General features: G+C 59.3%; 26 protein-coding genes and 1 pseudogene. 9 read left to right on the forward strand and 18 right to left on the reverse strand.

The window, feature by feature from the left end:
• Nucleotides 1-13 precede the first annotated feature (13 nt).
• Together ACIGDJ_RS15480 and ACIGDJ_RS15485 are read left to right on the forward strand one after the other, a co-directional pair.
• Nucleotides 14-454 carry a PACE efflux transporter gene (locus ACIGDJ_RS15480; protein ID WP_397479152.1) on the forward strand — a complete coding sequence of 147 codons (441 nt, stop codon included), beginning with the start codon at nucleotides 14-16 and terminating at the stop codon, nucleotides 452-454.
• A 125-nt stretch (nucleotides 455-579) separates the two neighbouring features.
• Nucleotides 580-2004 carry an MFS transporter gene (locus ACIGDJ_RS15485; protein ID WP_101155843.1) on the forward strand — a complete coding sequence of 475 codons (1425 nt, stop codon included), beginning with the start codon at nucleotides 580-582 and terminating at the stop codon, nucleotides 2002-2004.
• A 132-nt stretch (nucleotides 2005-2136) separates the two neighbouring features.
• Here ACIGDJ_RS15485 and ACIGDJ_RS15490 read toward each other — a convergent pair whose 3' ends face one another.
• Together ACIGDJ_RS15490 and ACIGDJ_RS15495 are read right to left on the reverse strand one after the other, a co-directional pair.
• Nucleotides 2137-2676, reverse strand: coding sequence for a methyl-accepting chemotaxis protein (locus ACIGDJ_RS15490; RefSeq protein ID WP_256589680.1), 540 nt, complete (start codon nucleotides 2674-2676; stop codon nucleotides 2137-2139).
• A 9-nt stretch (nucleotides 2677-2685) separates the two neighbouring features.
• Nucleotides 2686-3456: pseudogene (locus ACIGDJ_RS15495) on the reverse strand (PAS domain-containing protein); the annotation flags it as partial.
• Between the two features lie 720 nt (nucleotides 3457-4176).
• On the opposite strand from ACIGDJ_RS15495, the gene ACIGDJ_RS15500 reads away from it, so the two are divergent.
• Nucleotides 4177-4599, forward strand: a complete 423-nt coding sequence (locus ACIGDJ_RS15500) for a GNAT family N-acetyltransferase (RefSeq protein WP_397479153.1) — start codon at nucleotides 4177-4179, stop codon at nucleotides 4597-4599.
• Nucleotides 4600-4714: 115 nt separating this feature from the next.
• On the opposite strand, the gene def is transcribed toward ACIGDJ_RS15500, so the two are convergent.
• From def to ACIGDJ_RS15515, 3 genes are all read right to left on the reverse strand, one after another.
• Nucleotides 4715-5254 (reverse strand): peptide deformylase, encoded by a 540-nt coding sequence (gene def, locus ACIGDJ_RS15505; RefSeq protein WP_039758091.1) that lies wholly within the window; start codon nucleotides 5252-5254, stop codon nucleotides 4715-4717.
• Nucleotides 5251-6207: a YihY/virulence factor BrkB family protein gene (locus ACIGDJ_RS15510; protein WP_397479154.1), complete on the reverse strand. Its 957-nt coding sequence runs from the start codon at nucleotides 6205-6207 to the stop codon at nucleotides 5251-5253. The genes def and ACIGDJ_RS15510 overlap by 4 nt, the downstream gene beginning before the upstream one ends.
• 163 nt (nucleotides 6208-6370) lie before the next feature.
• Nucleotides 6371-6562, reverse strand: a complete 192-nt coding sequence (locus ACIGDJ_RS15515; protein WP_042607250.1) for a CsbD family protein — start codon at nucleotides 6560-6562, stop codon at nucleotides 6371-6373.
• 194 nt (nucleotides 6563-6756) lie between these two features.
• Between ACIGDJ_RS15515 and ACIGDJ_RS15520 the strand changes: the two genes are divergently transcribed.
• Nucleotides 6757-7134 carry a hypothetical protein gene (locus ACIGDJ_RS15520; RefSeq protein ID WP_042607251.1) on the forward strand — a complete coding sequence of 126 codons (378 nt, stop codon included), beginning with the start codon at nucleotides 6757-6759 and terminating at the stop codon, nucleotides 7132-7134.
• Nucleotides 7135-7298: 164 nt separating this feature from the next.
• On the opposite strand, the gene fadD1 is transcribed toward ACIGDJ_RS15520, so the two are convergent.
• A complete protein-coding gene (fadD1, locus tag ACIGDJ_RS15525; protein WP_397479155.1) occupies nucleotides 7299-8996 on the reverse strand; it encodes a long-chain-fatty-acid--CoA ligase FadD1 in 1698 nt (565 codons plus the stop codon).
• A 350-nt stretch (nucleotides 8997-9346) separates the two neighbouring features.
• Nucleotides 9347-11035: a long-chain-fatty-acid--CoA ligase FadD2 gene (fadD2, locus tag ACIGDJ_RS15530; RefSeq protein ID WP_101155833.1), complete on the reverse strand. Its 1689-nt coding sequence runs from the start codon at nucleotides 11033-11035 to the stop codon at nucleotides 9347-9349.
• Between the two features lie 225 nt (nucleotides 11036-11260).
• Here fadD2 and ACIGDJ_RS15535 point away from each other — a divergent pair, with 225 nt between their 5' ends.
• Nucleotides 11261-12205 carry a lysophospholipase gene (locus ACIGDJ_RS15535; RefSeq protein ID WP_397479156.1) on the forward strand — a complete coding sequence of 315 codons (945 nt, stop codon included), beginning with the start codon at nucleotides 11261-11263 and terminating at the stop codon, nucleotides 12203-12205.
• A 43-nt stretch (nucleotides 12206-12248) separates the two neighbouring features.
• Complete coding sequence (locus ACIGDJ_RS15540) at nucleotides 12249-12719, forward strand: MaoC family dehydratase (RefSeq protein ID WP_003227420.1); 471 nt, start codon at nucleotides 12249-12251, stop codon at nucleotides 12717-12719.
• A 125-nt stretch (nucleotides 12720-12844) separates the two neighbouring features.
• Here the strand turns inward: ACIGDJ_RS15540 and ACIGDJ_RS15545 are convergent, their stop codons facing one another.
• Nucleotides 12845-13312 (reverse strand): PA2169 family four-helix-bundle protein, encoded by a 468-nt coding sequence (locus ACIGDJ_RS15545; RefSeq protein WP_397479157.1) that lies wholly within the window; start codon nucleotides 13310-13312, stop codon nucleotides 12845-12847.
• A 207-nt stretch (nucleotides 13313-13519) separates the two neighbouring features.
• Here ACIGDJ_RS15545 and ACIGDJ_RS15550 point away from each other — a divergent pair, with 207 nt between their 5' ends.
• Together ACIGDJ_RS15550 and ACIGDJ_RS15555 are read left to right on the forward strand one after the other, a co-directional pair.
• Entirely contained in the window at nucleotides 13520-13756 is a 237-nt protein-coding gene (locus ACIGDJ_RS15550) for a DUF3820 family protein (protein WP_101155827.1), read from the forward strand.
• Between the two features lie 30 nt (nucleotides 13757-13786).
• Nucleotides 13787-14968: an aminotransferase class V-fold PLP-dependent enzyme gene (locus tag ACIGDJ_RS15555; protein ID WP_397479158.1), complete on the forward strand. Its 1182-nt coding sequence runs from the start codon at nucleotides 13787-13789 to the stop codon at nucleotides 14966-14968.
• Here ACIGDJ_RS15555 and ACIGDJ_RS15560 read toward each other — a convergent pair.
• The 4 genes from ACIGDJ_RS15560 to zwf form a co-directional block, all read right to left on the reverse strand.
• Nucleotides 14965-15447: a hypothetical protein gene (locus tag ACIGDJ_RS15560; RefSeq protein ID WP_397479159.1), complete on the reverse strand. Its 483-nt coding sequence runs from the start codon at nucleotides 15445-15447 to the stop codon at nucleotides 14965-14967. The genes ACIGDJ_RS15555 and ACIGDJ_RS15560 overlap by 4 nt on opposite strands.
• Before the next feature lie 268 nt (nucleotides 15448-15715).
• Nucleotides 15716-16381: a bifunctional 4-hydroxy-2-oxoglutarate aldolase/2-dehydro-3-deoxy-phosphogluconate aldolase gene (locus ACIGDJ_RS15565; RefSeq protein ID WP_016773539.1), complete on the reverse strand. Its 666-nt coding sequence runs from the start codon at nucleotides 16379-16381 to the stop codon at nucleotides 15716-15718.
• A gap of 17 nt (nucleotides 16382-16398) precedes the next feature.
• Nucleotides 16399-17112, reverse strand: a complete 714-nt coding sequence (gene pgl, locus ACIGDJ_RS15570) for a 6-phosphogluconolactonase (RefSeq protein ID WP_397479160.1) — start codon at nucleotides 17110-17112, stop codon at nucleotides 16399-16401.
• Entirely contained in the window at nucleotides 17099-18565 is a 1467-nt protein-coding gene (zwf, locus tag ACIGDJ_RS15575; RefSeq protein ID WP_101155821.1) for a glucose-6-phosphate dehydrogenase, read from the reverse strand. The genes pgl and zwf overlap by 14 nt, the downstream gene beginning before the upstream one ends.
• A gap of 226 nt (nucleotides 18566-18791) precedes the next feature.
• On the opposite strand from zwf, the gene ACIGDJ_RS15580 reads away from it, so the two are divergent.
• On the forward strand, nucleotides 18792-19652 hold the full coding sequence (locus ACIGDJ_RS15580) for a MurR/RpiR family transcriptional regulator (RefSeq protein WP_172604568.1): 861 nt from the start codon (nucleotides 18792-18794) through the stop codon (nucleotides 19650-19652).
• 147 nt (nucleotides 19653-19799) lie between these two features.
• On the opposite strand, the gene ACIGDJ_RS15585 is transcribed toward ACIGDJ_RS15580, so the two are convergent.
• From ACIGDJ_RS15585 to ACIGDJ_RS15610, 6 genes are all read right to left on the reverse strand, one after another.
• The gene (locus ACIGDJ_RS15585; protein ID WP_101155817.1) at nucleotides 19800-20654 is read right to left on the reverse strand and encodes a D-hexose-6-phosphate mutarotase; all 855 of its coding nucleotides are present in this window, start codon (nucleotides 20652-20654) and stop codon (nucleotides 19800-19802) included.
• A 107-nt stretch (nucleotides 20655-20761) separates the two neighbouring features.
• Nucleotides 20762-22111 carry a carbohydrate porin gene (locus ACIGDJ_RS15590; RefSeq protein WP_016773536.1) on the reverse strand — a complete coding sequence of 450 codons (1350 nt, stop codon included), beginning with the start codon at nucleotides 22109-22111 and terminating at the stop codon, nucleotides 20762-20764.
• A gap of 193 nt (nucleotides 22112-22304) precedes the next feature.
• The gene (locus ACIGDJ_RS15595; RefSeq protein ID WP_041479770.1) at nucleotides 22305-23465 is read right to left on the reverse strand and encodes an ABC transporter ATP-binding protein; all 1161 of its coding nucleotides are present in this window, start codon (nucleotides 23463-23465) and stop codon (nucleotides 22305-22307) included.
• 2 nt (nucleotides 23466-23467) lie between these two features.
• A complete protein-coding gene (locus ACIGDJ_RS15600; protein WP_090285550.1) occupies nucleotides 23468-24313 on the reverse strand; it encodes a carbohydrate ABC transporter permease in 846 nt (281 codons plus the stop codon).
• Nucleotides 24306-25214 (reverse strand): carbohydrate ABC transporter permease, encoded by a 909-nt coding sequence (locus ACIGDJ_RS15605; protein WP_042607263.1) that lies wholly within the window; start codon nucleotides 25212-25214, stop codon nucleotides 24306-24308. Before ACIGDJ_RS15605 ends, ACIGDJ_RS15600 begins: the two co-directional genes overlap by 8 nt.
• 91 nt (nucleotides 25215-25305) lie before the next feature.
• The gene (locus ACIGDJ_RS15610) at nucleotides 25306-26607 is read right to left on the reverse strand and encodes an ABC transporter substrate-binding protein (RefSeq protein ID WP_208940063.1); all 1302 of its coding nucleotides are present in this window, start codon (nucleotides 26605-26607) and stop codon (nucleotides 25306-25308) included.
• Between the last annotated feature and the right edge of the window lie 38 nt (nucleotides 26608-26645).

Raw genomic sequence — 26645 nt, forward strand, 5'->3', positions numbered from 1 at the left:
GAGGCAAATCTGTATGCAAGGCGTGAAACGCAAACTGGTCTACGTGTCGCTCTACGAAGTGATCGGCATGACCTTCTCGGCGCTCGGTCTGGCGTTGCTGTCGGGCACATCGCCAGGCAGCACCGGGCCATTGGCGGTAATCATCACCAGCATCGCCGTGAGCTGGAATTTTATTTACACCTCATTGTTCGAGCGCTGGGAAAGTCGCCAGGTCTCGCGTAACCGTACGGTGAAACGGCGCATCGCCCATGCGGTCGGCTTTCAACTGACGCTGATCGTGTTTCTGATTCCGCTGATTGCGTGGTGGATGAACATCAGTCTGGTGCAGGCGTTTCTGCTGGATCTGGCGCTGATCATTTTTATCCCGTGCTACACCTTCGTCTTCAACTGGCTGTTCGACCGGATCTTCGGCCTGCCGAACTCGGCGCTGCCAGATTCTGCCGCTGCGGCATAAATCGCTAATTCGTAAGTAGATATTGCAAAAAATCAGCGGTTCACCCGAGTAAACTGCCGACATTCACAATCCGCGAACTCCGATAGCAGGCTAAGCTTTTCCATCAATAAAAAATGGATCAGCTTATGACTGCTCACGCATCCGCCGCCGCGCACAGTGACGGCATCGACCCGGTACGCGCCGCCGGGATTTCCGCCCGCATCGATCGACTGCCCGCGGTAGCCACGATCTGGCGTCTGGTGGCGCTGCTGTCGATCGGTGGTTTTTTCGAGCTCTACGACCTGTTTCAGACCGCTTACATCAGCCCGGGGCTGATTCGCGACGGTCTCTTCGCCGCTGGCAAGCAAGGTGTGTTCGGCTTTTCCGATCAGGCAGCGTTTGCTTCGGCGACCTTCCTGGGCCTGTTTCTCGGCGCCAGCCTGCTCAGTCCGTTGGCCGATCGTTTCGGTCGCCGGGCGATCTTCACCTTCGCGCTTATCTGGTACACGCTGGCCACGGTGCTGATGGGAATTCAGACCTCGGCGCTGGGCATCATCGGCATGCGTTTTCTGGTCGGCATCGGTCTGGGTATCGAATTGGTGACGATCGACGCCTACCTCTCGGAGCTGGTGCCCAAGCGCATGCGCAGCTCGGCGTTTGCCTTTGCGTTTTTCGTGCAGTTCCTGTCAGTGCCGGCGGTGGCCTTGATGTCGTGGTGGCTGGTGCCGCAAGCGCCGTTTGGTGTTTCCGGCTGGCGTTGGGTGGTGTTGGCCAGCGCGGTGTTCGCGCTGTTCATCTGGTGGCTGCGCAAGCGCTTGCCGGAATCCCCGCGCTGGCTGGCACAGCATGGCCGCTTCGACGAGGCCAACCGCATTCTCGACAACCTCGAAGCGCGCTGCGCCAAGGATCACGGCCAAGCGCTGGATGCGCCGGAACCGGTGGCAGTCGATGTCGAAGGCAAAGGCCGCTTCGCCGATATCTGGCAACCGCCCTACCGCCGCCGCGCGTTGATGCTGATCGTCTTTCATATCTTTCAGGCGATCGGTTTCTTCGGTTTCGGCAACTGGTTGCCGGCGCTGCTTTCGGGCCAAGGCGTGAGCGTCACGCACAGTCTGATGTACGCGTTCATCATCACCCTCGCTTACCCGCTCGGGCCGTTGCTGTTTGTGAAGTTCGCCAACCGCTTCGAAAACAAATGGCAAATCGTCGGCTCGGCCCTCGGCGCGATGACTTTCGGCACCCTGTTCGCCCTGCAGACCAGCGCGTTCGGGCTGATCTTCTGCGGCGTGATGATCACCTTCTGCAACGCCTGGCTGAGCTTCAGTTATCACTCCTACCAGAGCGAACTGTTCCCGACCAACATCCGCGCTCGCGCGGTCGGGTTCTGCTATTCGTTCAGTCGGTTGTCGACAGTGTTCAGCAGTCTGTTGATCGGCATGTTCCTCGACAACTTCGGCACGCCGGGAGTGTTGGCGTTCATCGTCAGCAGCATGCTGATCGTGATGCTGACCATCGGCTGGTTCGGCCCGCGTACGCGTAATCTGGCCTTGGAGAATATTGCGCATCGCTGATGGCCAGCACAGGACTCAACTGTGGGAGCGGGCTTGCTCGCGAAGGCGTCGTGTCAGCTGGCATTTTGCTGGTCTGGCACACCGCTTTCGCGAGCAAGCCCGCTCCCACGGGTTTTGTATGGTCTGAAGATTTCAGTTCAATTGCAGGGTTTCATTAAACTGGCTGATCGCATCCACCACATGCCGCGAGCCCTGCTGAATCTCGAGGATCACCTCGCCCGCCTCGTTCGCCAGTTCCACGCCCAACCCGGTACGGCTCAGACTCGACTGCATGCTCGACACTGCGCTGAGCGACAGGTCGTGGTTTTTGCGCACCACGTCGACGATTTCCAGCGTTGCCTGGCTGGTTCGCGCAGCGAGGCTGCGCACTTCATCGGCGACAACCGCAAAACCGCGTCCATGCTCACCGGCCCGCGCGGCTTCAATCGCCGCGTTGAGCGCCAGCAAATTGGTCTGATCGGCAATCCCGCGAATCGTCTGGACGATGGTGCCGATGATGTCCGACTGTTTGCTTACCGCATCGATACTTACCGCCGCTTCATTCAGGTCGCGCGAAATATCCTGAATGATCTGCACGGTCTGCTGCACCACCTGTGAGCCTTTCTGCGCGCAAGCGTCGTTTTGCACCGAGGTGCTGTGGGCCGATTCCGCAGCGCTTTGCAGGGTGGTCATCTGCCGAGTGATGTCGCTGGCAAACTTGACCACTTTGTACAAGCGGCCCTTGGCATCGAACAGCGGATTGTACGACGCCTCCAGATAAACCATCTGCCCGGACTTGTTCTTGCGTTCGAATCGGTGCGAGTGATATTCGCCGCGATTGAGCGAAGCCCAGAACGCCTTGTATTGCGCGGATTCGGCTTCGGCGCGGTGACAGAACAGGCTGTGGTGCTGGCCGACGATTTCATTGTGCGAGTACTGCATGGTCTGCAAAAAGTTGTCGTTGGCGCGGATGACATGGCCTTCGGGGGTAAACTCGATCACCGCCATGGACCGGCCGATCGCCGCCAGCATGGCTTCTTCTTCATGCTCCTTGTTGATGCGCGCGGTGATGTCCGCCGCCACCTTGATGACACTTCTGACCTGTTTGTCCGGACCGAACACCGGCATGTAACTGGCTTCAAGCCAGATTTCGCGGCCGCTCTTGTTCAGGCGCAGGAAAGTGCCGCTGAGCGGTTCACCACGGGCCAGATCGCGCCACAACTTCGCGTAGTCCTCGCTGCGATAAAAGCTCTCTTCGCAGAAGATCCGATGGTGCTTGCCGCGAACCTCATCGGCGGTGTAGCCCAGGGTCTTGCAGAAGTTCTCGTTGGCGTCGAGGACGATCCCTTCCGGGGTGAACTCGATCATCGCCATCGAGCGGCTGATCGCTTCTATCTTCGCGTTGGCTTCGGTCAGCGCACAGCTGAAGCGCTCGATTTCCCGCAGGTCAGCCTTGTGATGTAGGTTGAACATGGTTGTATCACCTTCCGCGCGTTCTTTTGATTGGATGAAAGTTCAGGTCTTTCACGATCCACCACTACGTTCTACAGAACAGGCACACGCCTTCCTCCAAAGGAGGAAGTTGTCAGGTGATAAATGATGATCAATCGGAGGGTTCGTGCAGCGACGCTCTGATCAAGACATCCTTTTCTTGATAGCCCGCATGCGGGCCAGCCCTAACGCGTAGAAGAACTTCCATTTAGGTGACGCTCCTTGTTGGTTCAGTGTCGGTGCCTTGGACGGCGCACTCTGGCAGCATGAATCACGGACCAACCGGTGCCGTCGGCCGGTTGGCATGACGGTCGACATGGTTAGTTACCTGCAAAGCATAGCTATCCCGACGCCGGGCGCAAGGCCACTAGTCGGCCAGTATCTGGCATTTTTTGCACAAGAAACGGTTCAGCGCGGGAAACGGCGTGGTGAAAACGGACGTTTTCGCCAGCGAAGCGGAAGCCCGCGAACCGGGCTTCTGTAGGGTTTGCTCAATGGCCGAAGATGTCGACCTTCTTGGCTTTCTTCTCGGCGCGTTTTTCAATCGCAGTCTTGGCCGGCTTCTTCTTCGCGGCTTTCTTTGAATCCATACCTTTGGACATGATCGATACTCCACTCACAGGGGATGTGAGTTCAGGTATACACCTATCCCGAGACGCGCGTTCTTTTATAATCGGCGCTTTTCGCACGACAGCCGACCTCATGTCCGACATCCACTACAGCCAGCTCGACGAATCGTTGTGGCCGCTGATGAACAAGTTCTACCGCAGCCACCAATCGTCGATGAAGGCCGTGCGCGAGGCGCAGTTGTGGGTCGCAAGGCGCGGCGAGATCGTTGCGGCGCTGTGCCTGCGTCCGGTATCGGGCGGGCACTGGCTGACGGGGTTGTTTGTTGATCCGCAGTGTCGGGAACGAGGTGTCGCTGCGCAGTTGATCGCAGCGGCGGTCGCCCCCGTGGACGAGCCGGTGTGGTTGTTCTGCCACCCGGATCTGCGCGGGTTTTATGAGCGGCGCGGGTTCAGGTTCGATCCGCCGCTGCCGCAGGCGATGGCCGAGCGGTTGAGCCGGTATGCGCGCAGCAAGCCGATGATTGCGATGGGGCTAAATCCCGCAGATTTACGCTGAACCCGTGTGGGAGCGAGCCTGCTCGCGAATGCGGTGTGTCAGCACCGAAGTTGGTTCTGATACTCCGCCTTCGCGAGCAGGCTCGCTCCCACAGGTATCGATGGTGTTCTGACAATCAGTCGTCAGCGTTGGGATCAAGGTCCGGGAACAGCACTTCGGTAAAGCCGAACTTGCTGAAATCGGTAATCCGCGACGGATACAGCCGGCCGATCAAGTGATCGCATTCATGCTGCACCACCCGCGCATGAAACCCGGAGGCCACGCGCACAATCGGCTCGCCCTTCGGATCAAAGCCTTCGTAGCGAATCTGCTGATAGCGATCAACCGCGCCGCGCAAGCCCGGCACTGACAAACAACCTTCGAAGCCCTCTTCCATCAACGGATTCAACGGCGTGATCAGCGGATTGATCAGAATCGTCTGTGGTACCGCTTCAGCGTCCGGGTAACGCTCGCTGTGCTCGAAACCGAAGATCACCAGTTGCAGATCGACGCCGATCTGCGGCGCCGCCAGGCCAACGCCGCCGACGCTTTCCATGGTCTGGAACATGTCATCGATCAATTGCCAAAGCTCGGCGCTGTTGAACATTTCCGGCGGTACCGGCGGTGCGATGCGCAGCAGGCGCTCGTCGCCCATTTTCAGAATTTCACGAATCATGGTCGTGCTTCATCAGTGTCCGGCTTGAGCGAATGATCACGCCCCAGACCCGAAACGTGTTGTTTGGTCGATTCATCGGGGTCGCCAGGGGCTTTTTCGCCCTTGTCCTTGCCTTCGGCAGACATGTGCTCGATCACCGCATTCATTTCCGCGCCGAGCAACAGCACCGCGGCGGAGATATAGAAATACAGCAAGAGCACGATGATCGCTCCGATGCTGCCGTACATCGCGTTGTAGTTGGCGAAAGTTTTCACGTAGAAGGCAAAACCCAGCGACGCGAGGATCCACACCACCACGGCCAGCACCGAACCTGGGGTGATGAAGCGGAAATCCTGTTTGACGTCGGGCATCACGTAGTAGATCAGCGCCACCGCGACCATCATCAGAATGACGATCACCGGCCAGCGCGCAATCGTCCACACCGTGACGATAAAGTCTTCCAGGCCCACTTGTGCGGCAATCCAGCCCATCACCTGCGGCCCGAGCACCATCAGCGCAGCGGCGATCAGCAGCATGCCGGCAATGCCGACGGTGTACACGATCGACAAAGGGAAACGCTTCCAGATCGGCCGGCCTTCGACTACGTCATAAGCCGCGTTCATCGCGCTCATCATCAGGCGCACGCCGGCGGAAGCGGTGTACAGGGCGATAACGATACCGATGGAAAGCAGGCCACCCTTCGATTGCTGCAGCTGATCGATCACCGGATTGACCTGCTCCAGCGCTTGCGGCGGCAGAACCAGTTCGGTTTGCAGACGCAGCCAGGAAAAGAAGTCCGGCAGGTGCAGGAAACCGATCAGGGCGATCAGGAAGAGGATGAAGGGAAACAGCGAGAACAGCATCTGGTAGGCCAGTGCCGAGGCGTAGGTCGACATTTCGTCATCGACGAACTCAGTGACCGTGCGCACCATCACCCGGTGCAGGGGCAGACCTTTCATGTCCGGAAATATCATTCGCGTCTCCTTGCGCCGCAAAAGGTTGAAGTCGTGGCGACTCAGGGGCCGTTTTTTACCTCAAGGTAGCCTACTTGGCGATCCTTCGGCGGATGACCGCAGGGTTCTGATACAAAAACGGCCATCCTTGGATGGCCGCTCGTGTGATTCGTTCAAGGCTCGCTTACGCCTTGTCGACGCCTTTTTTCACGGCGTCCTTGGCGTTGCCAACCGCTTGCTGGGCTTCGCCTTTTTTCTCTTGAACTTTGCCTTCCGCGCGCAGCTTGTCGTTGTCAGTAGCTTTGCCGACGCCTTGCTTGACGTTACCAACGGCTTCGTTGGCCATGCCTTTTACTTTATCGCCTGTGCTACTCATGGTGTTTCTCCGTGAAGCATAAAGGGAAGAAAAGTCATTACGTAACGATTGACCGGTGCGCTTTGCGCCGAGTTTCATTTATTTTGCGGGCATTTCGTCGCGACGCGCAGGTTGCGCTTTATGTTTGCCAGCGTTGCCCCGAGAATGCTCAGCCTATGGGCGTTGCGCCCCGCACACCGATTCGCAGGAATGTCATGAAGCTCAATAAAACCCAGGCCATCGCCCGTCGCAACCAGCAACTGGGCGGCGCCGTACTCGGCACCAACAACTGCCACTTCGCCGAACTGAACCGCAACCGCAACATCTGGTGGTTCGACCTGCCGGTATCGCGTCTGGCCATCGGTCAGTACGAGTGGATTCACTTGCTGCTGCACACCCCGGCCACTGATGAGCTGCTGCATTTGAAAGTGCCAACCGTGTTTCTGCGCGAGAAGCTCGAAGGGCTGGTGATTCGCAACGAAGGCAAGCGCAAGGCGGCATTGAGCCTGGAACTGAGTGCGGACAAGGATTCGTATCTGCAGGACATGCGTCCGGCGGGCACCAATGTGAATTTTGCGCCGTTCCGTCAGTAGCCAAAAAGCTTCGCGAGCAAGCCCGCTCCCACATTCAACTGCATTCCGTCAGTTGGAATACAGTCAAATGTAGGAGCGGGCTTGCTCGCGAAGACGGCATCACAGGCAACGCACGTCTACAGTCTGCATCAACAAAAAGCCCCGCATCTGCGGGGCTTTTTGTTTTAAGCGGCGCTCTTGGCCTTGAGCTTCTTCAGCTCTTCATCACGCAACTCGCGGCGCAGGATCTTGCCGACGTTGGTGGTCGGCAGCGCATCGCGGAATTCCACCGAGCGCGGCACCTTGTAGCCGGTGACGTTGGCGCGCATATGGTCCATGACCTGCTCTTTGGTCAGGGTTACGCCTGGTTTGGCAACGATGAAAATCTTGATCGCCTCACCCGACTTCTCGTCCGGCACGCCGATCGCCGCGCACTGCAACACGCCCGGCAAAGTCGCGAGCACGTCTTCCAGTTCGTTCGGATAGACGTTGAAGCCAGACACCAGAATCATGTCCTTCTTGCGATCAACGATGCGCATGTAGCCATCCGGCTGGATCAGCGCGATGTCACCGGTTTTCAGCCAGCCGTCGCTGTCGAGCATTTCATCGGTGGCTTCCTGACGCTGCCAGTAGCCTTTCATCACCTGTGGGCCCTTGACGCACAGCTCGCCGATTTCGCCCAGTGGCTGCTCGACACCGGCGTCATCGATGACTTTGCACAGGGTCGACGGCACTGGAATGCCGATGGTGCCGATCTGGATATGCTGAATCGGATTCACCGTGGCCACCGGGCTGGTTTCGGTCATGCCGTAACCTTCGCAGATCGCACAGCCAGTGACGGCTTTCCAGCGCTCGGCCGCCGCCAGTTGCAGGGCCATGCCGCCGGACAGGGTGACCTTCAACGCGGAGAAATCCAGCTTGCGGAAACCTTCGTTGTTACACAGCGCCACAAACAGCGTGTTGAGGCCGACGAAGCCGCTGAACTTCCACTTCGACAGTTCCTTGACCATCGCCGGCAAATCTCGCGGGTTGCTGATCAGAATGTTGTGGTTGCCGATCAGCATCATCGCCATGCAGTGAAAGGTGAATGCATAGATGTGATACAGCGGCAACGGCGTGATCAGGATCTCGCAGCCTTCGTTGAGGTTGGAGCCCATCAGCGCCTTGCACTGCAACATGTTGGCCACCAGATTGCGGTGCGTGAGCATCGCGCCCTTGGCCACGCCGGTGGTGCCGCCGGTGTATTGCAGCACGGCGACATCGCCGCTGTCCGGGTTTGCTTCGGCCACTGGCTGGCCGTGGCCCTTGCTCAGGACGTCGTTGAACTTGATGGCCTTGGGCAAGTGATAGGCCGGAACCATTTTCTTCACGTACTTGATGACGCTGTTGATCAGCAGGCGCTTGATCGGCGGCAGCAGATCGGCGACTTCGGTAACGATGACGTGTTTGACCCCGGTCTTCGGCACCACGGCTTCGGCCAGGTGCGCCATGTTCGCCAGGCAAACGAGGGCTTTGGCGCCGGAGTCGTTGAATTGGTGTTCCATTTCCCGCGCGGTGTACAGCGGGTTGGTGTTGACCACGATCAACCCGGCGCGAATGGCACCGAAGACCGCGACCGGGTATTGCAGGACGTTGGGCAGTTGCACGGCGATTCGATCACCGGGCTGCAAGTCGGTATGCTGTTGCAGATACGCGGCAAAGGCACCGGACAGCTCGTACAGCTCACCGTAGGTGATTGTCTTGCCCAGGTTGCTGAAAGCCGGTTTGTTGGCGAAGCGTTGGCAGGATTGCTTCAACACTGCCTGAATGTTCGGATACTCGTCTGGATTGATCTCGGCTGCGATTCCAGCCGGATACTTATCCTTCCAAAAGTCTTCGATCATGGAAGCCCACTCCTCAGCAACGCGAATTCTTCACCGCATTTGATGCGATTATTATTGGTGTGTGTTTTGTATTGGTGAATCCGGCGTTTTACAGGCCGAGAAGTCACAAAGCGCGCCGAGAGTAGCAGCTTTGCAAAGGGCCGACCAGAGCCAAAAGCGGCCCCTACAGTCACATTGATGACTCAAGACTTGCCAGCAGTCATTTTAGAGCAAAAATCCTATTATCATGTGAAAGCCCCGTTATCAGGGGGCTCAGAAGCAAAAAGATCGCAGCCTTCGGCAGCTCCTACAAGGGAACGCATTCCAAGTGTAGGAGCTGCCGCAGGCTGCGATCTTTTCGCTTTTAAGCTTTATGCGATGTCGCGCAACTCGCGCCGCAGAATTTTCCCTACAGGCGTCATCGGCAACGACTCACGCAGCACGATGTGTTTCGGCACCTTGTAGGCGGTGAAATTCTCTTTGCAGTAAGCCTTCAGTTCTTCCAGGCTGACGCCGGTTTCCCGCGCCACGACAAACAACTTCACCGCCTCCCCCGAACGCTCGTCCGGCACGCCGATCACCGCACAGTTGGCGACTTTCGGGTGAGCCATGACCACGTCTTCGATTTCGTTGGGATACACGTTGAAGCCGGAGACGATGATCATGTCCTTCTTGCGATCGACGATGCGCACGAAACCGTCCGGGTCGATCACCGCGATATCACCGGACTTGAACCAGCCCTCGGCGTCGAGCACTTCGGCGGTGGCCTCGGGTTTGTTCCAATAGCCTTTCATGATCTGCGGGCCTTTGATGCACAGCTCGCCGCGCTCGCCCAGCGGCTGTTCGACGCCGTCATCATTGATGATTTTCACCAGCGTGCCTGGTACCGGCAGGCCGACGGTGCCCAGTCGCGACTGGTCGCCGTAAGGATTGGTGCAGGCCACTGGCGAGGTTTCGGTCAGGCCGTAGCCTTCGGTGATGCGGCACCCGGTCATCTGTTCCCAGCGCTCGGCGGTGGCCTTGACCAGCGCGGTGCCGCCGGAGTTGGTCAGCTTCAGGCTGGAAAAATCCAGACTCTTGAAATCAGGATGGTCCATCAGCGCGACGAACAAAGTGTTCAAACCCAGCAGCGCCGAGAACCGCCAGTTCTTCAACTCCTTGATGAAGCCGGCAATGTCGCGCGGATTGGAGATCAACACGTTGTGGTTGCCCGACACCATCATGCACATGCAATTCGCGGTGAAGGCATAGATGTGGTACAGCGGCAGCGGCGCAATCATCACCTCCTGGCCTTCGCGCAACAGCGGCTGACCGTCCGGGCCGAGTTGAGCCAGGCAGGCGCGCACCTGCTGCATATTCGCCACCAGATTGCCGTGGGTGAGCATCGCGCCCTTCGCCAGGCCTGTGGTGCCGCCGGTGTATTGCAGCACGGCGATGTCATCGAGGCCGACGTTCAGCGGCTTGATACCCAGGCCGCGGCCCATGCGCAGCGCGCTTTTGAACGAGGTCGCTTGCGGCAACGAATACTCGGGGACCAGTTTCTTCACTTTGCTGACCACTGTGTTGACCAGCCAGCCCTTGGCGGCGGGCATCAGGTCGCCCATCTTCGCTTCGATCAGGTATTGAATGTCGGTGTCGGGCAGCACTTGCTGGACTTTCTGCCCGAACAGGTTCAGGTAGACCAGCGCCCGCGCGCCGGAATCCTTGAACTGGTGGCGCATCTCCCGTGGCGTGTACAACGGGTTGGTATTGACCACGATCAGCCCGGCGCGCAGAGCGCCGAACACCGCAATCGGATAATGCAGAACGTTGGGCATCTGCACCGCAATGCGATCGCCCGGCACCAGGTCGGTGTGGGCCTGCAGGTAACCGGCGAATGCCGCACTCTGACGGTCGAGTTCGGCGTAGGTCAGGGTGATGCCCATGCTGCTGAACGCCGGGCGATCAGCGAACTTCTTGCAGGAACGCTCAAACACTTCGATCACCGACTTGAACTCGCTCATGTCGATGTCCAGCGGTACGCCGGCCGGGCGTTTGTCATTCCAGAAATCAGGTTGCATTGTTCTTGTCCTCTTTACCTGAGCCGATCCGGGAGCCGCTTTCTGTCGTTTCTGCTTCATCCATGGAAGGCGAAAAGCACAAAGCGGAGCTCCACGGACACTAGCAGCTATGGCCAATCAGGCAAATATGGCCAAAGCCGTCATTGATCGCGTGAATCTTCCTGCCGTGGCGTGGGCTGATCAGACGCGCTATACACTCTGGCGATGCTGAGCAAAGGAATCGCCATGACCCACGACACCTTCTGGCTGGACGCGAGTGACCGCAGCCGCCTGTCCGTCAACCGCTGGCGGCCGGCCACGCCATTGAAAGCGGTGATACTGCTGGCTCACGGAATGGCCGAACACAGCGCTCGCTACGCGCGGCTCGCCGACACGTTTTGCGACAAAGACTATGGCGTCTACGCGCCGGATCTGCGCGGCCATGGTCGCACTGCGGACAACGCCACCCTCGGCCATTTCGCCGACGACGATGGCTGGTGCAAGGTCGTCGGCGATCTGGCCAGCCTCAACCAGCACATCGGCCAGCAACACCCCGGCGTGCCGATCATCCTGCTCGGCCACAGCATGGGCAGCTACATCGCCCAAGCCTATCTGCTGCACCACAGCGCCAGTCTGCACGGGGCGATTCTCAGCGGTTCGAATTACCAGCCAGTGGCGCTGTATCGCGCAGCGCGGCAGATTGCCCGGCTGGAAAAACTGCGCCAGGGCGGCAAGGGCCGCAGCGCGTTGATCGAATGGCTGTCGTTCGGCTCCTTCAACAACCGATTCAAACCGGTACGCACCCGCTTCGACTGGCTGAGCCGCGATCCGGCCGAGGTCGACAAGTACGCCGCCGACCCGTTGTGCGGCTTTCGTTGCACCAATCAACTGTGGATCGACCTGCTCGGCGGCTTGCAGCAAATCAGCAAAGCGTCCAATCTCGCGCAGATCGATCCGGGCCTGCCGCTGCTGGTGATTGGCGGCGAATGTGATCCGGTGAGCGAGGGCAAGCGTCTGACAGATCTGGCCAATGCGTTGCGCAGGGCCGGCAGCCAGCATCTGCAACTGAAGATCTACCCGCAGGCCCGGCACGAATTGTTCAACGAAACCAATCGCGACGAAGTGACCGCCGATGTGCTCGCCTGGATCAACCAGGCCCTGAGCCATCCGCGCCCGCAGCGCAGCGAATAATCTTTTGTGGATTCACTGAAATCCGTCACAGGAATCGAAACCGATGACTCAGGTTACCAACATCCCTTACGAAGCCCTTGAAGTCGGCCAGACCGCCAGCTACAGCAAGACTGTCGAAGAGCGCGACATTCAGCTGTTCGCCGCAATGTCGGGCGACCATAACCCGGTGCACCTGGACGCCGAGTTTGCCGCCGCAAGCATGTTCAAGGAACGCATCGCCCATGGCATGTTCAGCGGTGCGCTGATCAGCGCTGCCGTGGCCTGCGAACTGCCTGGGCCGGGCACTATTTATATCGGTCAGCAGATGAGCTTTCAGAAGCCGGTGAAGATTGGCGACACGCTGACGGTACGCCTGGAGATTCTGGAGAAACTGCCGAAATTTCGCGTGCGCATCGCGACCCGCGTGTTCAACCAGCGCGATGAGCTCGTGGTGGATGGCGAAGCGGAGATTCTCGCGCCACGTAAACAGCAGACGGTGACATTGCCGACATTGCCGGCGATCAGTATTGGTTAATTACGAGGACACATAACGAATGTGGGAGCGGGCTTGCTCGCGAATGCGGTGTGTCCCGCAACGAAGATGTTGCTGACACTGCCTCTTCGCGAGCAAGCCCGCTCCCACAGTTGTTTCAGTGCAGCTTAAGAGTTGGCACGAGCCTGGTTACGCAGGGCTTTCACCTGATCGTGGTTGCGTTGTACGCCGTGGTACTGACGCTCCACCAGATCCTTGATGCCTACCAGATTGTGCTTGTTGATTTTCTCGAGGGCTTCGCGATATGCCTTCAGCGCATGGTCTTCACCGCGCTCGGCCTCGTTCAGTACGGCCTCTTCATCTTTACCGGTGAACATCGATTTCACATCGACCCAGCGACGGTGCAGGTCACCGCTCATGCTGGTGGAAGTTTCCGGATCGCCACCCAACGAACGAACCTGAGCCTGCAGCTCAGCGGCCGCGGTAGCGCAGTCGGCGGAGCGAGTCACAAACAGGGTTTTGAGTTCTGGATGCTTGATGTCTTCGGCGCAAGTCTTGAACCCTTCCTGACCGTCCTTGCAGGTTTCAATCAGGTCGTTGAGTACAGAGATGGCTTCTTTATTCATGTCGGTCATTTTTCAATTCCTTGCGATGGGTTGAAGATGCAAGGGATATTGCAGCGTGCGTGCCAGCTTCGCTTATAGAAATAAAACCTTTATTTTCAGCAACTTATAAAAGATTGAACCATCTGTATGCTGGTTTTTTGCATGATCTGTCATTTGGCCTGCATGCAGAATGCCTGTATTTTTCAGGCTGATCTGGAAACCAATTGAAGCGTGCCGATGAATCCGGAAAAACTCGAACTGTTGATCACTCGCCAGATGCCTTTCGGCAAGTACAAGGGCCGAATCATTGCCGACTTGCCTGGCCCCTATCTGAACTGGTTTGCCCGAGAAGGCTTTCCCCATGGCGAACTCGGTGGCCTGCTGGCGCTGATGCAGGAGATTGACCACAACGGCCTCTCCGATTTGCTCCAACCGCTACGTGCCAAACACGGCAGACCCGCCCCGCGCCACTGATGCGCCCTCCTCTCTTGAGCCATGTCGACCATGCCTGACAACACCCGCCGCGCCCGTGACGAAGCCTTCTGGCAAACCTTCGCCGACCGATACGATGTCCAGCCCGGCCCGGTCAATCTGGAGAACGGTTATTTCGGGCGCATGTCGCGCACGGTGATCGAGGAATACCAGCGCAACATCGAGCTGATCAACACCAGCAACTCGGTTTACGTGCGCCAGCGCTTTGAACAGCACGACAACCTGGAGATTCGCGCGCAACTGGCCGAACTGATCGGCGTGCGCGCGCAAAGCGTAGCCCTGACGCGCAACGCCACCGAAGGCTTGCAATCACTGATCCGCAATTACAACCGCCTGCAGCCGGGTGATCAGGTGCTGATCTGCGACCTCGAGTACGACACGGTCAAAGGCGCCATGCGCTGGCTGGCGAAACACCGTGGCGTGGAGGTCATTGAAATTGTCCACCGCCATCCGGCCAGTTTCGACAGCCTGCTCGAAACCTACCGCGAGGCTTTTGTTCGCCATCCGAAACTCAAACTGATGGCCCTGACTCACGTCACCCACCGCACCGGGCTGGTCATGCCGGTGCAGGCCATCGCCGCGCTGGCCAAAGAGCACGGCGTCGATATCATCCTTGACGGCGCCCACGCCCTCGGCCAGATCGAGTTCGATCCGCAGGCCTTGGGCATCGCTTTCGCCGGTTACAACCTGCACAAATGGATCGGCGCGCCGCTGACCCTTGGCTTCATTTATATCGACCCGCTGCGTCTGGCCGACATCGATCCGGACATGGGCGAGATGCATTATCCGGTCGCCGATATTCGCTCGCGCACCTCGTACAGCACGCCGAACATCCCGGCGCTGATGACTTTGCCACTGGTGTTCGAAGAGCACGATGCGCTCGGCGGCGCCGCTGCCAAGGGCGCACGCCTGAATTACTTGCGCAACCTGTGGGTCGGCGCCGTTCGCCACTTGCCGGACATCGAGGTGCTGACGCCGGATGATCCGCAACTGTATTGCGCGATCACCTCACTGCGTTTCACCCGGCATGACAATCAACAAGTCATGGCCGAGCGACTGCTGAGTGAGTTCAACCTGTTCACCGTGGTGCGCACCGGCGCCGCATGCGGGCCGTGCATTCGCATCACGCCGGGGCTGACGACCACGGCTGCCGAGATGGAGCTGCTCGTGAGGGCCCTGAACCAGCTGCGCTAGAGCGCCACACCGGCGCTCTTTGCGTAGCCTTCAAGCCCGAGTTGCGACGACACGGCAAAGGTGTCGATGCCAAGGGTCTGGCAGGCGAAGGCTCCGTCTTCGAGATTCTCGCCGGCGATTGGCAGCAATATCAGTTGCGCAGCGTCATCGGCGATGCCTCCACAGCTGCAGCGGCCGGGCAGGTGCAAGGTGCCGGCCCAGGCCTTGTGGTGAGACTGCGCACCCGCCTCGTCGCCGGGAATGAATACGTTCAGGGTCAGGCAAGAAGTGCCGGGCGCCGATCGATCCGGATAGACACTGGTGAAACGGACGATGCCATGGCTATCGGTCGATTGGCTGCCGCCCAGGCGCGTGTCGCCATCGACACGCTGCTGAATGCGCACCAGCGCGCCGATGACCGGCTCGCTGGTCATCGCATCGACCAGCGACAGGCGCAGGATCAGCGGCAGACCTTCGACACCTTGACTGATATTGCGCACCTCGGGCTGGGCAACAGGCCGATCGGTGCGACCAGGGAATGGCGGCTTCGGTTGACAGGGAGATTGTGGCGTAGGGGTCAGAGACTGAAGGTCGTCCATGAGGCGTTCTCTCTTCCATAAGGTGAACGCAGGTTAACCCCGTGAAAAAGCCAGCGTGCGGTAACTATGTATCGCAAGATGTACCGGCACTTTTTCAGCGCAAAAAAAAGGTGCGCCGACCAAGCGCACCATAAAGCCGTACAGCACACAACGAAGTGTCAGGTAACAATCAGTCCAGCAGCGCCAGCGCTTCGGCGGTGCATTCCTGAATGCGGGCCCAGTCGCCGTTCTTGATCCACTCCGGATCAAGCATCCAGCTACCGCCCACGCACATGACGTTTTTCAGCGCCATGTAGCTCTTGATATTGGCCGGGCCGACGCCGCCAGTCGGGCAGAATTTCACTTCGCCGAACGGGCCGCCGAGGGCCTTGATTGCCGCCACGCCACCACTGACTTCCGCCGGGAACAGTTTGAAGCGGCGATAGCCCAGGCCGTAGCCCTCCATGATGCCGGAGGCGTTGCTGATGCCCGGCAACAGCGGGATCGGGCTGTCGACGCTGGCTTCGAGCAGGTCGCGGGTGATGCCGGGCGTGACGATGAATTGCGAGCCAGCCGCTTCCGCCGCCGCGAGCATGTTGCGGTCAAGTACGGTGCCGGCACCAGTCATCAGTTCCGGGCGCTGTTCGCGCAGGATCTGAATGGCCTTGAGGCCGAACTGCGAACGCAGGGTCACTTCCAGCGCGGTCAGGCCACCGGCGGCCAGGGCGTCGGCCAATGGCAGCACGTCCTGTTCGCGAGCGATGGTGATCACTGGCAGGATCCGCGCCTTGGCGCAGAGACTGTCGATCAGGGCAACTTTGTCCGCCATGGAAACGGTCGGGGATGGGGTTGTCATAGCGGCTGTTCCTTGGCTCATGGGCACCAGTAAATCTCTAACGTAGGTTGCAGGAATGCGCGCACCGGCATGGCCGCGACGTCATTGGATGCCAGCGCGGCATTCAGAGTGGTCAGTTTCGATTGACCGGAAATCGACAGGATCTTGTGTCTGGCCGAAGCCAGCAGCGCGCGGCTCATGGTCAGGCGCTGACGTGGCACGCTGGGCGCCAGCATCGGCCAGCAACGGCGCGTGCCATCGGCTTGCAGGGCCGCCGCGAGGTTCGGGCTGTCGGGGAACAGCGACGCGGTGTGGCCATCGTCGCCCATGCCCAACACCAGCACGTCAATCGGCGGCAGCTCGCCGAGCAGACGATCGGCCTGTTCAGCAGCTTGCTCGACATTCGCCGCAGCGCTGTAAAGGCTGAGGAACTGCGCCTTGGCCGCCGGGCCTTTGAGCAGATACTGCTTGAGCAGGCCGGCATTGCTGTCGGCGTGTTCCACCGGCACCCAACGTTCGTCAGCCAGCGTGATCACGACTTTTGACCAGTCCAGTTCCTGCTTGGCCAGATGCTGAAAAAACGCTACCGGGCTGCGTCCACCGGACACCACCAGCACCGCGTTACCGCGTGCCGCGATGGCTTCGCTCAGTTGCTTGGCAACGTTCAGCGCCAAGCCTTCGGCGAGCAAAACCGGGCTGTTGAATTCGCGAGCAGTCACGCCCGCCGGCAGTTGCACATCAGATATCGCCATACCACGACCTCCCGTCCCGCGTGATCAGTGCGATGGAGCTCATCGGCCCCCACGACCCGGCCGCATACGGCTTGGGCGCGTCACCGGATTTTTTCCACCCGGCGATCAGTTGGTCACACCACTTCCACGCGGCTTCGATTTCATCTTTACGGACAAACAGGTTCTGATTGCCGTTCATCACTTCCAGCAACAACCGCTCGTAGGCATCGGGGATCCGCGCGCTACGCCAGGTGTCGGAGAAATTCAGTTGCAGCGGCCCGCTGCGCAGTTGCATGCCTTTATCCAGGCCCTGCTCTTTGGTCATCACCCGCAAGGAGATGCCTTCGTCCGGTTGCAGGCGGATGATCAGTTTGTTGCTGATCTGCAGGCGCTGCTCCGGGGCGAAGATGTAGTGCGACGGTTCCTTGAAGTGAATAACGATCTGCGACAGCTTCTGCGGCATGCGCTTGCCGGTACGCAGATAAAACGGCACGCCGGCCCAGCGCCAGTTGCGAATATCGGCACGCAGGGCGACGAAGGTTTCGGTGTCGCTCTGGGTATTGGAATTCGGTTCTTCGAGGTAACCCGGGACGGATTTGCCTTCGCTATGGCCGGCGATGTACTGGCCGCGCACCACTTGTGTGGTCAGGCCTTCCGGGCTGATCGGCGCCAGCGCCTTGAGCACTTTCACTTTCTCGTCACGGATGCTGTCGGCGGACAGGTCGGCCGGCGGGTCCATGGCAATCAGGCAGAGCAGCTGCAACAGGTGATTCTGGATCATGTCGCGCAGTTGGCCGGCCTTGTCGAAATAGCCCCAACGCCCTTCGATGCCGACCTTCTCGGCCACGGTGATTTCCACGTGGGAGATGTAATTCTGGTTCCACTGGGTTTCGAACAGGCTGTTGGCGAACCGCAAGGCGATCAGATTCTGAACGGTTTCCTTGCCCAGGTAGTGGTCGATGCGGTAAGTGCGGTCTTCCGGAAAGAACTGCGCCACGGCGTCGTTGACCTTGCGCGACGATTCCAGGTCAGAGCCGATCGGTTTTTCCAGCACCACGCGGGTATTCTCGGCCAGACCGACTTTTTCCAGATTCTCGCAGATCGCGCCGTACACCGCCGCCGGGGTGGCGAAGTAGGCAATCATGCGCTGGCTGCTGCCGGCCAGCTCCGCCAGCGAAACGTAGTCTTCGGCCTTGAGAAAGTCGACGTGCAGATAGGTCAGGCGCGCAAGAAAGCGCTCGGCCACGGTTTCGTTCAGCTCTTTGCCGACGTAGCGGCGCAGTTCGGCGGCGATGAACGCCATGTGTTGCTGCTCGCTTCCGGGCTCACGGGCCAGCGCGATGATCCGCGTGTCCTCGTGCAACAGGTCAGCGCCATCGAGGTGATAAAGGGCAGGAAACAGCTTGCGCAGGGCCAGATCGCCAAGCGCGCCGAACAAGGCAAAGGTGCACGGTTCAACCGTTATGGAAGGCATGATGTTTGTTCTTTTATCAAGTTAAGCTACAAATACCTTTTTTCAAGGCATCACTCAAGGGAAAATGTAGTAATAACCACAACATTTTCGCAGAATACTCAATCCGAGTGGTGGTCGCCCGGACGCATCAGTAGGATAGGCCACCGTCACGGGCCATATCAAAGGCCCAATTTGCATAGCCCGACGCAACTCTGCGTCGGTGAATCAGGAATTCCATATGGACCGCGTGCGAAATTTACTGGAACAGATCCAGAGTCGCCTTGCAGAGCTGAACAAGGCCGAACGTAAGGTCGCCGAGGTGATCCTGCTCAACCCGCAGCAGGCCACCCGCTTCAGCATCGCCGCCCTCGCCCAGGCCGCCTCGGTGAGCGAGCCGACGGTCAACCGTTTCTGCCGTTCGTTCGGTGTCAGCGGTTACCCCGAACTCAAGCTGCAATTGGCCCAGAGCCTGGCCAGCGGCGCGGCGTATGTCAGCCGCGCGGTCGAAGCCGATGACAATCCCGAGGCGTACACGCAGAAAATTTTCGGCAGCGCCATCGCCTCGCTGGACAGCGCTTGCCAGGCGCTGGACCCGAACCTGATCAGCCGCGCCGTCGACCTGTTGATCCAGGCCCGACAGATCCACTTCTTCGGCCTCGGCGCTTCAGCCCCGGTGGCACTGGATGCGCAGCACAAGTTCTTCCGCTTCAACCTCGCGGTGACTGCGCATGCCGATGTGCTGATGCAGCGGATGATTGCTTCGGTGGCGCACACCGGTGAGCTGTTCGTGATCATTTCCTACACCGGGCGTACCCGTGAGCTGGTGGAAGTGGCGCGGATCGCCCGGGAGAACGGTGCTTCGGTGCTGGGCCTGACCGCGGAGAACTCACCGCTGGCCAAGGCCAGCACCCTGAGCCTGAACATTCCGCTGCCCGAAGACACCGACATCTATATGCCGATGACCTCGCGGATCATTCAGTTGACGGTGCTGGATGTCCTGGCAACGGGGATGACTTTACGCCGTGGCGTGGATTTCCAGCCGCATCTGCGCAAGATCAAAGAAAGCTTGAACGCCAGCCGGTACCCGGTGGGTGACGAGTTCAATTGATCAAGAATCTCGGCTGACTGGTCCGCCCTTTTCGCGAGCAAGCCCGCTCCCACAGAAGATCTGTTTTGAACATAAATTCAATGTTCACTGAAGATCCAGTGTGGGAGCGGGCTTGCTCGCGAAGGCATCAGCCGACTCACCACCCAACTAGGCCGCCGCCCACGCCTGCAAACTCAAATGCGCCTTCTCCCCCGGCGCCAAGTGCAAGCTGTCGGTGCCACCCGCCGCTGCTTCTACGCAGACGAACTCGGAAATCTCGTCCCAGCTCACCCCGAGCAACGGCCGCGCGCCGGGATGCCACACGACGGTGTCGCCACTGTCGCCGGTATCGATGCACAACTCGCGCTGCCAGGCGTGATCCTTGAGCTGCAATTCGCCGTCATGCTGGAACACCCGCTGACAACCGCCCTCCACGCGCAATTCACCTTCCTGCTGGCAAGCCTGGCGATTCAACTGATCATAACCCTGCGCGCCTTCGAGCCCAGACAGCGCTATCTCACCGACGTCGCCAATACGCCAATAAGCATGCAAAGCCTGGCTCAACTGGCATGGCATGTCGTCCTGATGCTCGGTGCTCAGGCGTAATTCCATGCGCTCGCCCAAGTGCGCGTGCAGATCAACCTGCCAGTCGCACAGCTGCAATCGCCAATGCAGACGCACGCCATCCTCGGCGCTGCTGCTGTCGAGCAGTTTCCAGTCAAGCAACCGTGCCCAGCCGTGCGACGGCCAGGCGTTTTCGCTCGGATGACGGCCGTACCACGGCCAGCACACCGGCACACCACCACGGATCGCTCCGACATGCGGCCACTTTGCCGCGCACCACAACCACGGCTTCTGCCCACGGGGCTGGAAATGCAGCAACTGCGCGCCCTGCCGACTGAACACCGCCTGACACAGCGGATGATCGATCACCAACACGTCGCGCATCTGATAGCGCTCCCAAGCGAACACCGGTCGCTCGCGCAGGGATTTGAAGAAGCGTTGCAGCGGATGCTCAGGCATTGGCCACGGTCCAAAAATTACGGGCTGCGCCAGCCCTGCAAAAAAAAGCGGACAGCCTGGGCTGCCCGCAAATATGCGCACATAGAGAGGAGCTTATCGCAGACGCGTCAGAACGTAGACTGAATTTTCAGACCAGCGACCAAAGCGTTATCGACTTCATCCACACCGCCCGGATGGGTGATGTATTGCAGGTTGGGACGTACGGTCAGCCAGTTGGTGACATGGATGCCGTAGTTGAGTTCGTAGTTGTATTCGGTTTCACGAATCGGCGAGAACGCGGCGTTGTCGTAATCGGACACACCGTTGGCAGCGTTCAGCAGTTCAGCATTGCGCTTGACGTCCTTGTTGACGTGGATACGCGCAGCGCCAATACCGATGTCATCTTTCGGACGCGCATCGAACGGGCCTTTGTAGACAAACATCACCGACTGGTAGTTGTCGATGAAGTTGGTGTCCTTGTCGTGGAAAGTCGCGTTGGCAGCGATGTTCAGACCGCGAGTCGCATCACCGTTGTGGCTGGTGAGTTGCTGTTGCGCAACGAACCAGTAACCGCTTTTGCTGTTGTGCGACTTGTAGTCATCACCGGTGGTTGCCGCATCGAGACCGTTGACGTCTTCGCGAACGTCGTCGGCATCGGCCGTGCTCTTGTAGTAACCGACGCGGTATTCGCCCGGCAGGCTGTTGACCTTCGGCGACCAGACCAATTCAACCGGCAGCACGGTACCTTTGGTGCCGCTGCCGCTGAGCTTGAAGCCGTTGCCGTGTTCCAGTTGCGACGGGTTCTGGTTGTACGCACCGATTTGCGCGTAGAGCTCGTCGTTGATGTTGTACTTCACACGGATCGCGGCCTGGCTGACGGGCCAGTTGTACCAGATGTTGGTCGCCCAGTTACCCACTTGCGAACCGCAGAACGCCAGGTTCTGGAAGTCGCACGGGAAGGTGTTGAAGTCTTCGCCTTCGCCGAAGTAACCGGCCTTGACGTCGAGCTTGTTGTCGAAGAACTGGTGCTGGATCCACAACTGGGTCAGACGCACCATGTGGCCACGGCCGTAGACTTCCTGCGAGGAGCTGAGGGTGCCGGCACGCGGATCGCCAACGCGGTCGTTGGAGATGTTGTAGCCGTTACGGTTGGTCAGCTGGATCTTCGCTTGGGTGTTATCCCAGCCCCACAGTTTCTGCAGGTCGAGGGCCACGCCCAGACCGAACTGGTCGGCGTAACGCGCGGTCTTGTCGTCGTTGTAGCCACCGTTCAGGTTGGCGCCCATCTCGCCAACGTAGTCGGCCTTGATGTCGATACCCTGCTCGATCAGCTTGGTGCGCTCACCGCCCCAGTCGCCGGTCATCCACTTGGAGTCGGAGCTGAACGCATCCGCCGCCATCGCATTACCGGCCAGCACCAGTGCAGCTGCCGCAGAAACCTGGCAGATCAACCGGGCATTGACGTGTTTCTTTTTCATCCCTACATCCTCGTCTTTATTGTTATTAACTGTTTTTATCTAACGCGGTTTACATAAAGTGCGACGAATGACAGGCCATTCACCGCGTTTGCCCTTGTGGGAGCGGGCTTGCTCGCGAAGGCGTCGTGTCAGTCAATACATGTGTTGCCTGACACTCCGCATTCGCGAGCAAGCCCGCTCCCACATTTGTTCTTCAGCGGCCTTTGAACTGCGCCACATTCGCCGACCGGGTTTCTGTCTGCACCTGGCCCGCAACGCCCAGACGCTCACCGGTATTGGCATCGAACAACAACACTTTCGATGGATCGAACTGCAGCGTCAGGCTTTCGCCTACCTGCGGTGCCACGTCCGGCGCCAGTCGGCAGCAGACCTTGGTGTCGTTCAAGTTGACGAACACCAGGGTGTCCGGACCGGTCGGTTCAGTGACCTGCACTTCAGCACGAATGCTCGGCAGGCCATTGCCCTCGCCGTTCGCCAGCACAATCTGCTCCGGGCGCAGGCCGAGGATCACTTCGCGGTCTTCAAGACCGGCGTCCTGCATGCTCATCGGCAACTCGCAACGCGCCTGGCCGCTGTCGAGCAGCGCCAGCAGGCGCCCGTCCTTGCGCTGCAAGCGCAGCGGAATGAAGTTCATCGGCGGCGAGCCGATGAAGCTGGCGACGAACAGGTTGGCCGGATCGTTGTAGATATCCTTAGGTGTGCCGAACTGCTGAATGATTCCGTCTTTCATCACCGCGACTTTATCGCCCAGGGTCATCGCTTCGATCTGGTCGTGGGTCACGTAAACCGTGGTGGTTTTCAGACGCTGATGCATCAGCTTCATTTCGGTGCGCATCTCGACACGCAGCTTGGCGTCGAGGTTGGACAGCGGTTCGTCGAACAGGTAGATCTTCGGCCGCCGCGCCAGCGCACGGCCCATCGCCACGCGCTGTTGCTGCCCGCCGGAGAGCTGGCCCGGCTTGCGATTGAGCAAGTGTTCGATCTGCAGCAGCTTGGCCACGCGCGCGACTTCTTCGTCGATCGCTGCCTGCGGCATCTTGCGGATCTTCAGACCGAACTCGATGTTCTCGCGCACGCTCATGGTCGGGTACAGCGCGTAGGACTGGAACACCATGGCGATGTCACGATCCTTGGGGCTCATACCGCTGACGTCCTGATCGCCGATCATGATCGCGCCGCCGGTGATGGTTTCCAGGCCGGCGATGCAGTTCATCAAAGTCGATTTGCCGCAACCCGACGGGCCGACGAGAATCAGGAATTCGCCGTCCTTGATCGACAGTTCGATGTTCTTCAGGGTGTCCGGCAGGCCGGCCCCGTAGGTCTTGTTTACGTTGCGAAGTTCAAGCGTAGCCATGATTACCCCTTGACCGCGCCGGCCGTCAGCCCGCGCACGAAATACTTGCCTGCGACCACATAGACCAGCAGGGTCGGCAAGCCGGCGATCATCGCCGCTGCCATGTCCACGTTGTATTCCTTGGCGCCGGTACTGGTGTTGACCAGGTTGTTCAGCGCCACGGTGATCGGTTGCGAATCACCGCTGGAGAACACCACACCGAAGAGGAAGTCGTTCCAGATCTGGGTGAACTGCCAGATCAGGCAGACCATGATGATCGGCGTCGACATCGGCAGGATGATCCGGCGGAAAATCGTGAAGAAACCGGCACCGTCCAGACGCGCAGCCTTGACCAGCGCATCGGGAATGCTCACGTAGTAGTTGCGGAAGAACAGCGTGGTGAACGCCAGCCCGTAAACCACGTGCACGAACACCAGGCCGGTGGTGGTGCTCGCCAGGCCCATCTTGCCGAGGGTGAACGAGGCCGGCAGCAGCACGGTCTGGAACGGCAGGAAGCAGCCGAACAGCAGCAGACCGAAGAACAACTGCGAACCACGGAAGCGCCACATCGACAGCACATAACCGTTCAACGCACCGATGGCGGTCGAGATGATCACGGCCGGAACGGTGATCTTGATCGAGTTCCAGAAGTAGCCGTCAACCGTAGCCCAGGCCTTGACCCAGCCGATGCCGCTGACCACGGTCGGCCAGCTCAGCAGGTTGCCGGTGCTGATGTCTTCCGGGGTCTTGAAGCTGGTGAGCAACATGACCACCAGCGGTACCAGATACAGAATCACCGCGAAAATCAGCACCGCGTAGATCGCGATGCGGCTGAAGCTGATCGCAGGTTTGGCAGCGAGACTAGTCATTGCGCTTGGTCCTCAGCTCGGAATACAGGTAAGGCACGATGATCGCGAGGATCGCACCGAGCATCAGAATCGCACTGGCCGAGCCCATGCCCATCTGGCCGCGACTGAAGGTGAACGAATACATGAACATCGCTGGCAGGTCGGAGGAATAACCCGGGCCACCGGCGGTCATCGCAGCAACCAGGTCGAAGCTCTTGATCGCAATGTGCGCCAGAATCATTACCGCACTGAAGAACACCGGACGCAGGCTTGGCAGCACCACTTTCCAGTAGATGCGCGGCATGCTCGCGCCGTCGATCTGCGCGGCACGAATGATCGACTGATCAACGCCACGCAGGCCGGCGAGGAACATCGCCATGATGAAGCCCGAGGCTTGCCAGACAGCGGCGATCACCAGGCAGTAGACCACGCGATCGGGGTCGATCAGCCAGTCGAGACGGAAGCCTTCCCAGCCCCAGTCACGCAACAATTTGTCCAGGCCCATGCCCGGGTTGAGCAGCCATTTCCATGCGGTACCGGTAACGATCATCGAGAGCGCCATCGGGTACAGGTAAATGGTGCGGATAAAGCCTTCGCGACGGATGCGCTGGTCGAGAAACACTGCCAGCAACACACCGATTACCAACGTGATGCCGATGAACATGCCGCCGAACACGGCGAGGTTCTTGCTCGCCACCCACCAGCGATCGTTGTCGAACAACCGCGCGTATTGCGCCAGACCGGCCCATTTGTAGTTGGGCAGGAAGGTCGAGGTGGTGAACGACAGAATGAACGTCCAAAGGATGTAGCCATAGAAGCCCACCAGCACGATGAACATGCTCGGCGCCAGCACCAGTTTCGGTAGCCAGCGCTGCAATGCATCGAACGGCGAGGCCTTGCTGAACACAGCAACAGAACTCATGGGGAAATCCAGTACGAAGATAGAAAATTCACACGCACTCCCCTTGTGGGAGTGAGCTTGCTCGCTCCCACAAGGGCTGCGGTGTTGATGCTTATTTAGCTGACTGCACCGCCGCGCCGAGTTTCTTCGCTGCATCGGCCGGGTCGGCTTTCGGGTCGTTGATGTAGTTGGTCACGACATCAAAGAACGCGCCTTGCACCGCCAGCGTGGTCGCCATGTTGTGCGCCATGCTTGGTTGCAGGCCGCCGGACTTGGCGTCCGCGAGGAAGTCCTTGGCAGCGGTCTGTGCGCAGGAATCGAAGCCGAGCTTGTCCATGTTGTTCAACATGTCGTTGCGCACCGGGATCGAGCCTTTGTTGATGCTGAAGACCTTCTGGAAGTTCTCACCCAGCACGACTTTGGCGATGTCCTGCTGACCGGCCGCAGTGCCCGCGTCCTTCTGCTTGAACACGGCCAGCGAGTCGATGTTGTAGGTGAACGCTTTGTCGGTGCCCGGGAACGCTACGCACTCGTAGTCCTTGCCGGCGACTTTCTTGGCCGCGGTCCATTCGGACTTGGCCCAGTCACCCATGATCTGCATGCCGGCCTTGCCGTTGATGACCTTGGCCGCTTCGAGGTTCCAGTCCTGACCTTTGCCGTCAGCGTCCATGTAGGTCGCGACTTTCTTCAGTTCGGTCAGCGCCTTGACCATTTCCGGGCCGGTCAGCGCTTTGTTGTCGAGGTCGACCAGGGCTTTCTTGTAGCCGTCGACACCCATGACCGAAAGCACCACGGCTTCGAACACGGTGCTGTCCTGCCAAGGCTGACCGCCGTGAGCCAGCGGAATGAAGCCCGCAGCTTTCAGCTTGTCGCCGGCTGCGTAGAACTCTTCGAGGGTGGTTGGATTCTTGGTGATCCCGGCTTTCTTGAAGACTTCCGGGTTGATCCACAGCCAGTTCACACGGTGAATGTTCACCGGAACCGCCACGTAATCACCTTCGTACTTCACGGTGTCGGAGACTTTCTTGTCGAGCAGGCTGTCCCACTTTTCCGACTTGGCGACGTCTTTCAACACGTCGGTATCGAGCAGGCCGGTCGACGCCCATTCCTGGATATCCGGGCCTTTGATTTGCGCAACGCCCGGCGGGTTACCGGCAACGGCGCGGCTTTTCAGCACGGTCATGGCAGTTGCCCCGCCACCACCGGCGACAGCGCCGTCCTTCCAGGTGAAACCGTCTTTTTCAACTTGAGCCTTGAGCACATCGACGGCGGCTTTTTCGCCACCGGAGGTCCACCAGTGCACGACTTCGACCGAACCTTTGGATTCGGCAGCGGAAACACTGAGCGGCAGGATTGCGAGCGGGAACAGGGAGGCGACAGAAATGACAGTAGCGAGGCGAGAAATCGCATTCATTCGAGATGTACCTTTCTTGTTGTTATGCATTGCAAGTC

The organism is Pseudomonas sp. NPDC079367 (assembly GCF_044542195.1).
GTDB lineage: Bacteria > Pseudomonadota > Gammaproteobacteria > Pseudomonadales > Pseudomonadaceae > Aquipseudomonas.

Excerpts from the sequence above, each read along its gene's own strand:
- ACIGDJ_RS15485 (WP_101155843.1), top strand. The coding sequence starts at position 580 with ATGACTGCTCACGCATCCGCCGCCGCGCACAGTGACGGCATCGACCCG.
- ACIGDJ_RS15500 (WP_397479153.1), top strand. The coding sequence starts at position 4,177 with ATGTCCGACATCCACTACAGCCAGCTCGACGAATCGTTGTGGCCGCTG.
- ACIGDJ_RS15540 (WP_003227420.1), top strand. The coding sequence starts at position 12,249 with ATGACTCAGGTTACCAACATCCCTTACGAAGCCCTTGAAGTCGGCCAG.
- ACIGDJ_RS15535 (WP_397479156.1), top strand. The coding sequence starts at position 11,261 with ATGACCCACGACACCTTCTGGCTGGACGCGAGTGACCGCAGCCGCCTG.
- ACIGDJ_RS15550 (WP_101155827.1), top strand. The coding sequence starts at position 13,520 with ATGAATCCGGAAAAACTCGAACTGTTGATCACTCGCCAGATGCCTTTC.
- ACIGDJ_RS15545 (WP_397479157.1), bottom strand. The coding sequence starts at position 13,312 with ATGACCGACATGAATAAAGAAGCCATCTCTGTACTCAACGACCTGATT.
- pgl (WP_397479160.1), bottom strand. The coding sequence starts at position 17,112 with ATGGCGATATCTGATGTGCAACTGCCGGCGGGCGTGACTGCTCGCGAA.
- ACIGDJ_RS15480 (WP_397479152.1), top strand. The coding sequence starts at position 14 with ATGCAAGGCGTGAAACGCAAACTGGTCTACGTGTCGCTCTACGAAGTG.
- fadD1 (WP_397479155.1), bottom strand. The coding sequence starts at position 8,996 with ATGATCGAAGACTTTTGGAAGGATAAGTATCCGGCTGGAATCGCAGCC.
- ACIGDJ_RS15595 (WP_041479770.1), bottom strand. The coding sequence starts at position 23,465 with ATGGCTACGCTTGAACTTCGCAACGTAAACAAGACCTACGGGGCCGGC.
- ACIGDJ_RS15605 (WP_042607263.1), bottom strand. The coding sequence starts at position 25,214 with ATGAGTTCTGTTGCTGTGTTCAGCAAGGCCTCGCCGTTCGATGCATTG.
- ACIGDJ_RS15565 (WP_016773539.1), bottom strand. The coding sequence starts at position 16,381 with ATGACAACCCCATCCCCGACCGTTTCCATGGCGGACAAAGTTGCCCTG.
- ACIGDJ_RS15490 (WP_256589680.1), bottom strand. The coding sequence starts at position 2,676 with ATGACCACCCTGCAAAGCGCTGCGGAATCGGCCCACAGCACCTCGGTG.
- zwf (WP_101155821.1), bottom strand. The coding sequence starts at position 18,565 with ATGCCTTCCATAACGGTTGAACCGTGCACCTTTGCCTTGTTCGGCGCG.
- ACIGDJ_RS15510 (WP_397479154.1), bottom strand. The coding sequence starts at position 6,207 with ATGATATTTCCGGACATGAAAGGTCTGCCCCTGCACCGGGTGATGGTG.
- ACIGDJ_RS15600 (WP_090285550.1), bottom strand. The coding sequence starts at position 24,313 with ATGACTAGTCTCGCTGCCAAACCTGCGATCAGCTTCAGCCGCATCGCG.
- ACIGDJ_RS15610 (WP_208940063.1), bottom strand. The coding sequence starts at position 26,607 with ATGAATGCGATTTCTCGCCTCGCTACTGTCATTTCTGTCGCCTCCCTG.
- ACIGDJ_RS15590 (WP_016773536.1), bottom strand. The coding sequence starts at position 22,111 with ATGAAAAAGAAACACGTCAATGCCCGGTTGATCTGCCAGGTTTCTGCG.
- def (WP_039758091.1), bottom strand. The coding sequence starts at position 5,254 with ATGATTCGTGAAATTCTGAAAATGGGCGACGAGCGCCTGCTGCGCATC.
- ACIGDJ_RS15520 (WP_042607251.1), top strand. The coding sequence starts at position 6,757 with ATGAAGCTCAATAAAACCCAGGCCATCGCCCGTCGCAACCAGCAACTG.
- fadD2 (WP_101155833.1), bottom strand. The coding sequence starts at position 11,035 with ATGCAACCTGATTTCTGGAATGACAAACGCCCGGCCGGCGTACCGCTG.
- ACIGDJ_RS15555 (WP_397479158.1), top strand. The coding sequence starts at position 13,787 with ATGCCTGACAACACCCGCCGCGCCCGTGACGAAGCCTTCTGGCAAACC.
- ACIGDJ_RS15515 (WP_042607250.1), bottom strand. The coding sequence starts at position 6,562 with ATGAGTAGCACAGGCGATAAAGTAAAAGGCATGGCCAACGAAGCCGTT.
- ACIGDJ_RS15585 (WP_101155817.1), bottom strand. The coding sequence starts at position 20,654 with ATGCCTGAGCATCCGCTGCAACGCTTCTTCAAATCCCTGCGCGAGCGA.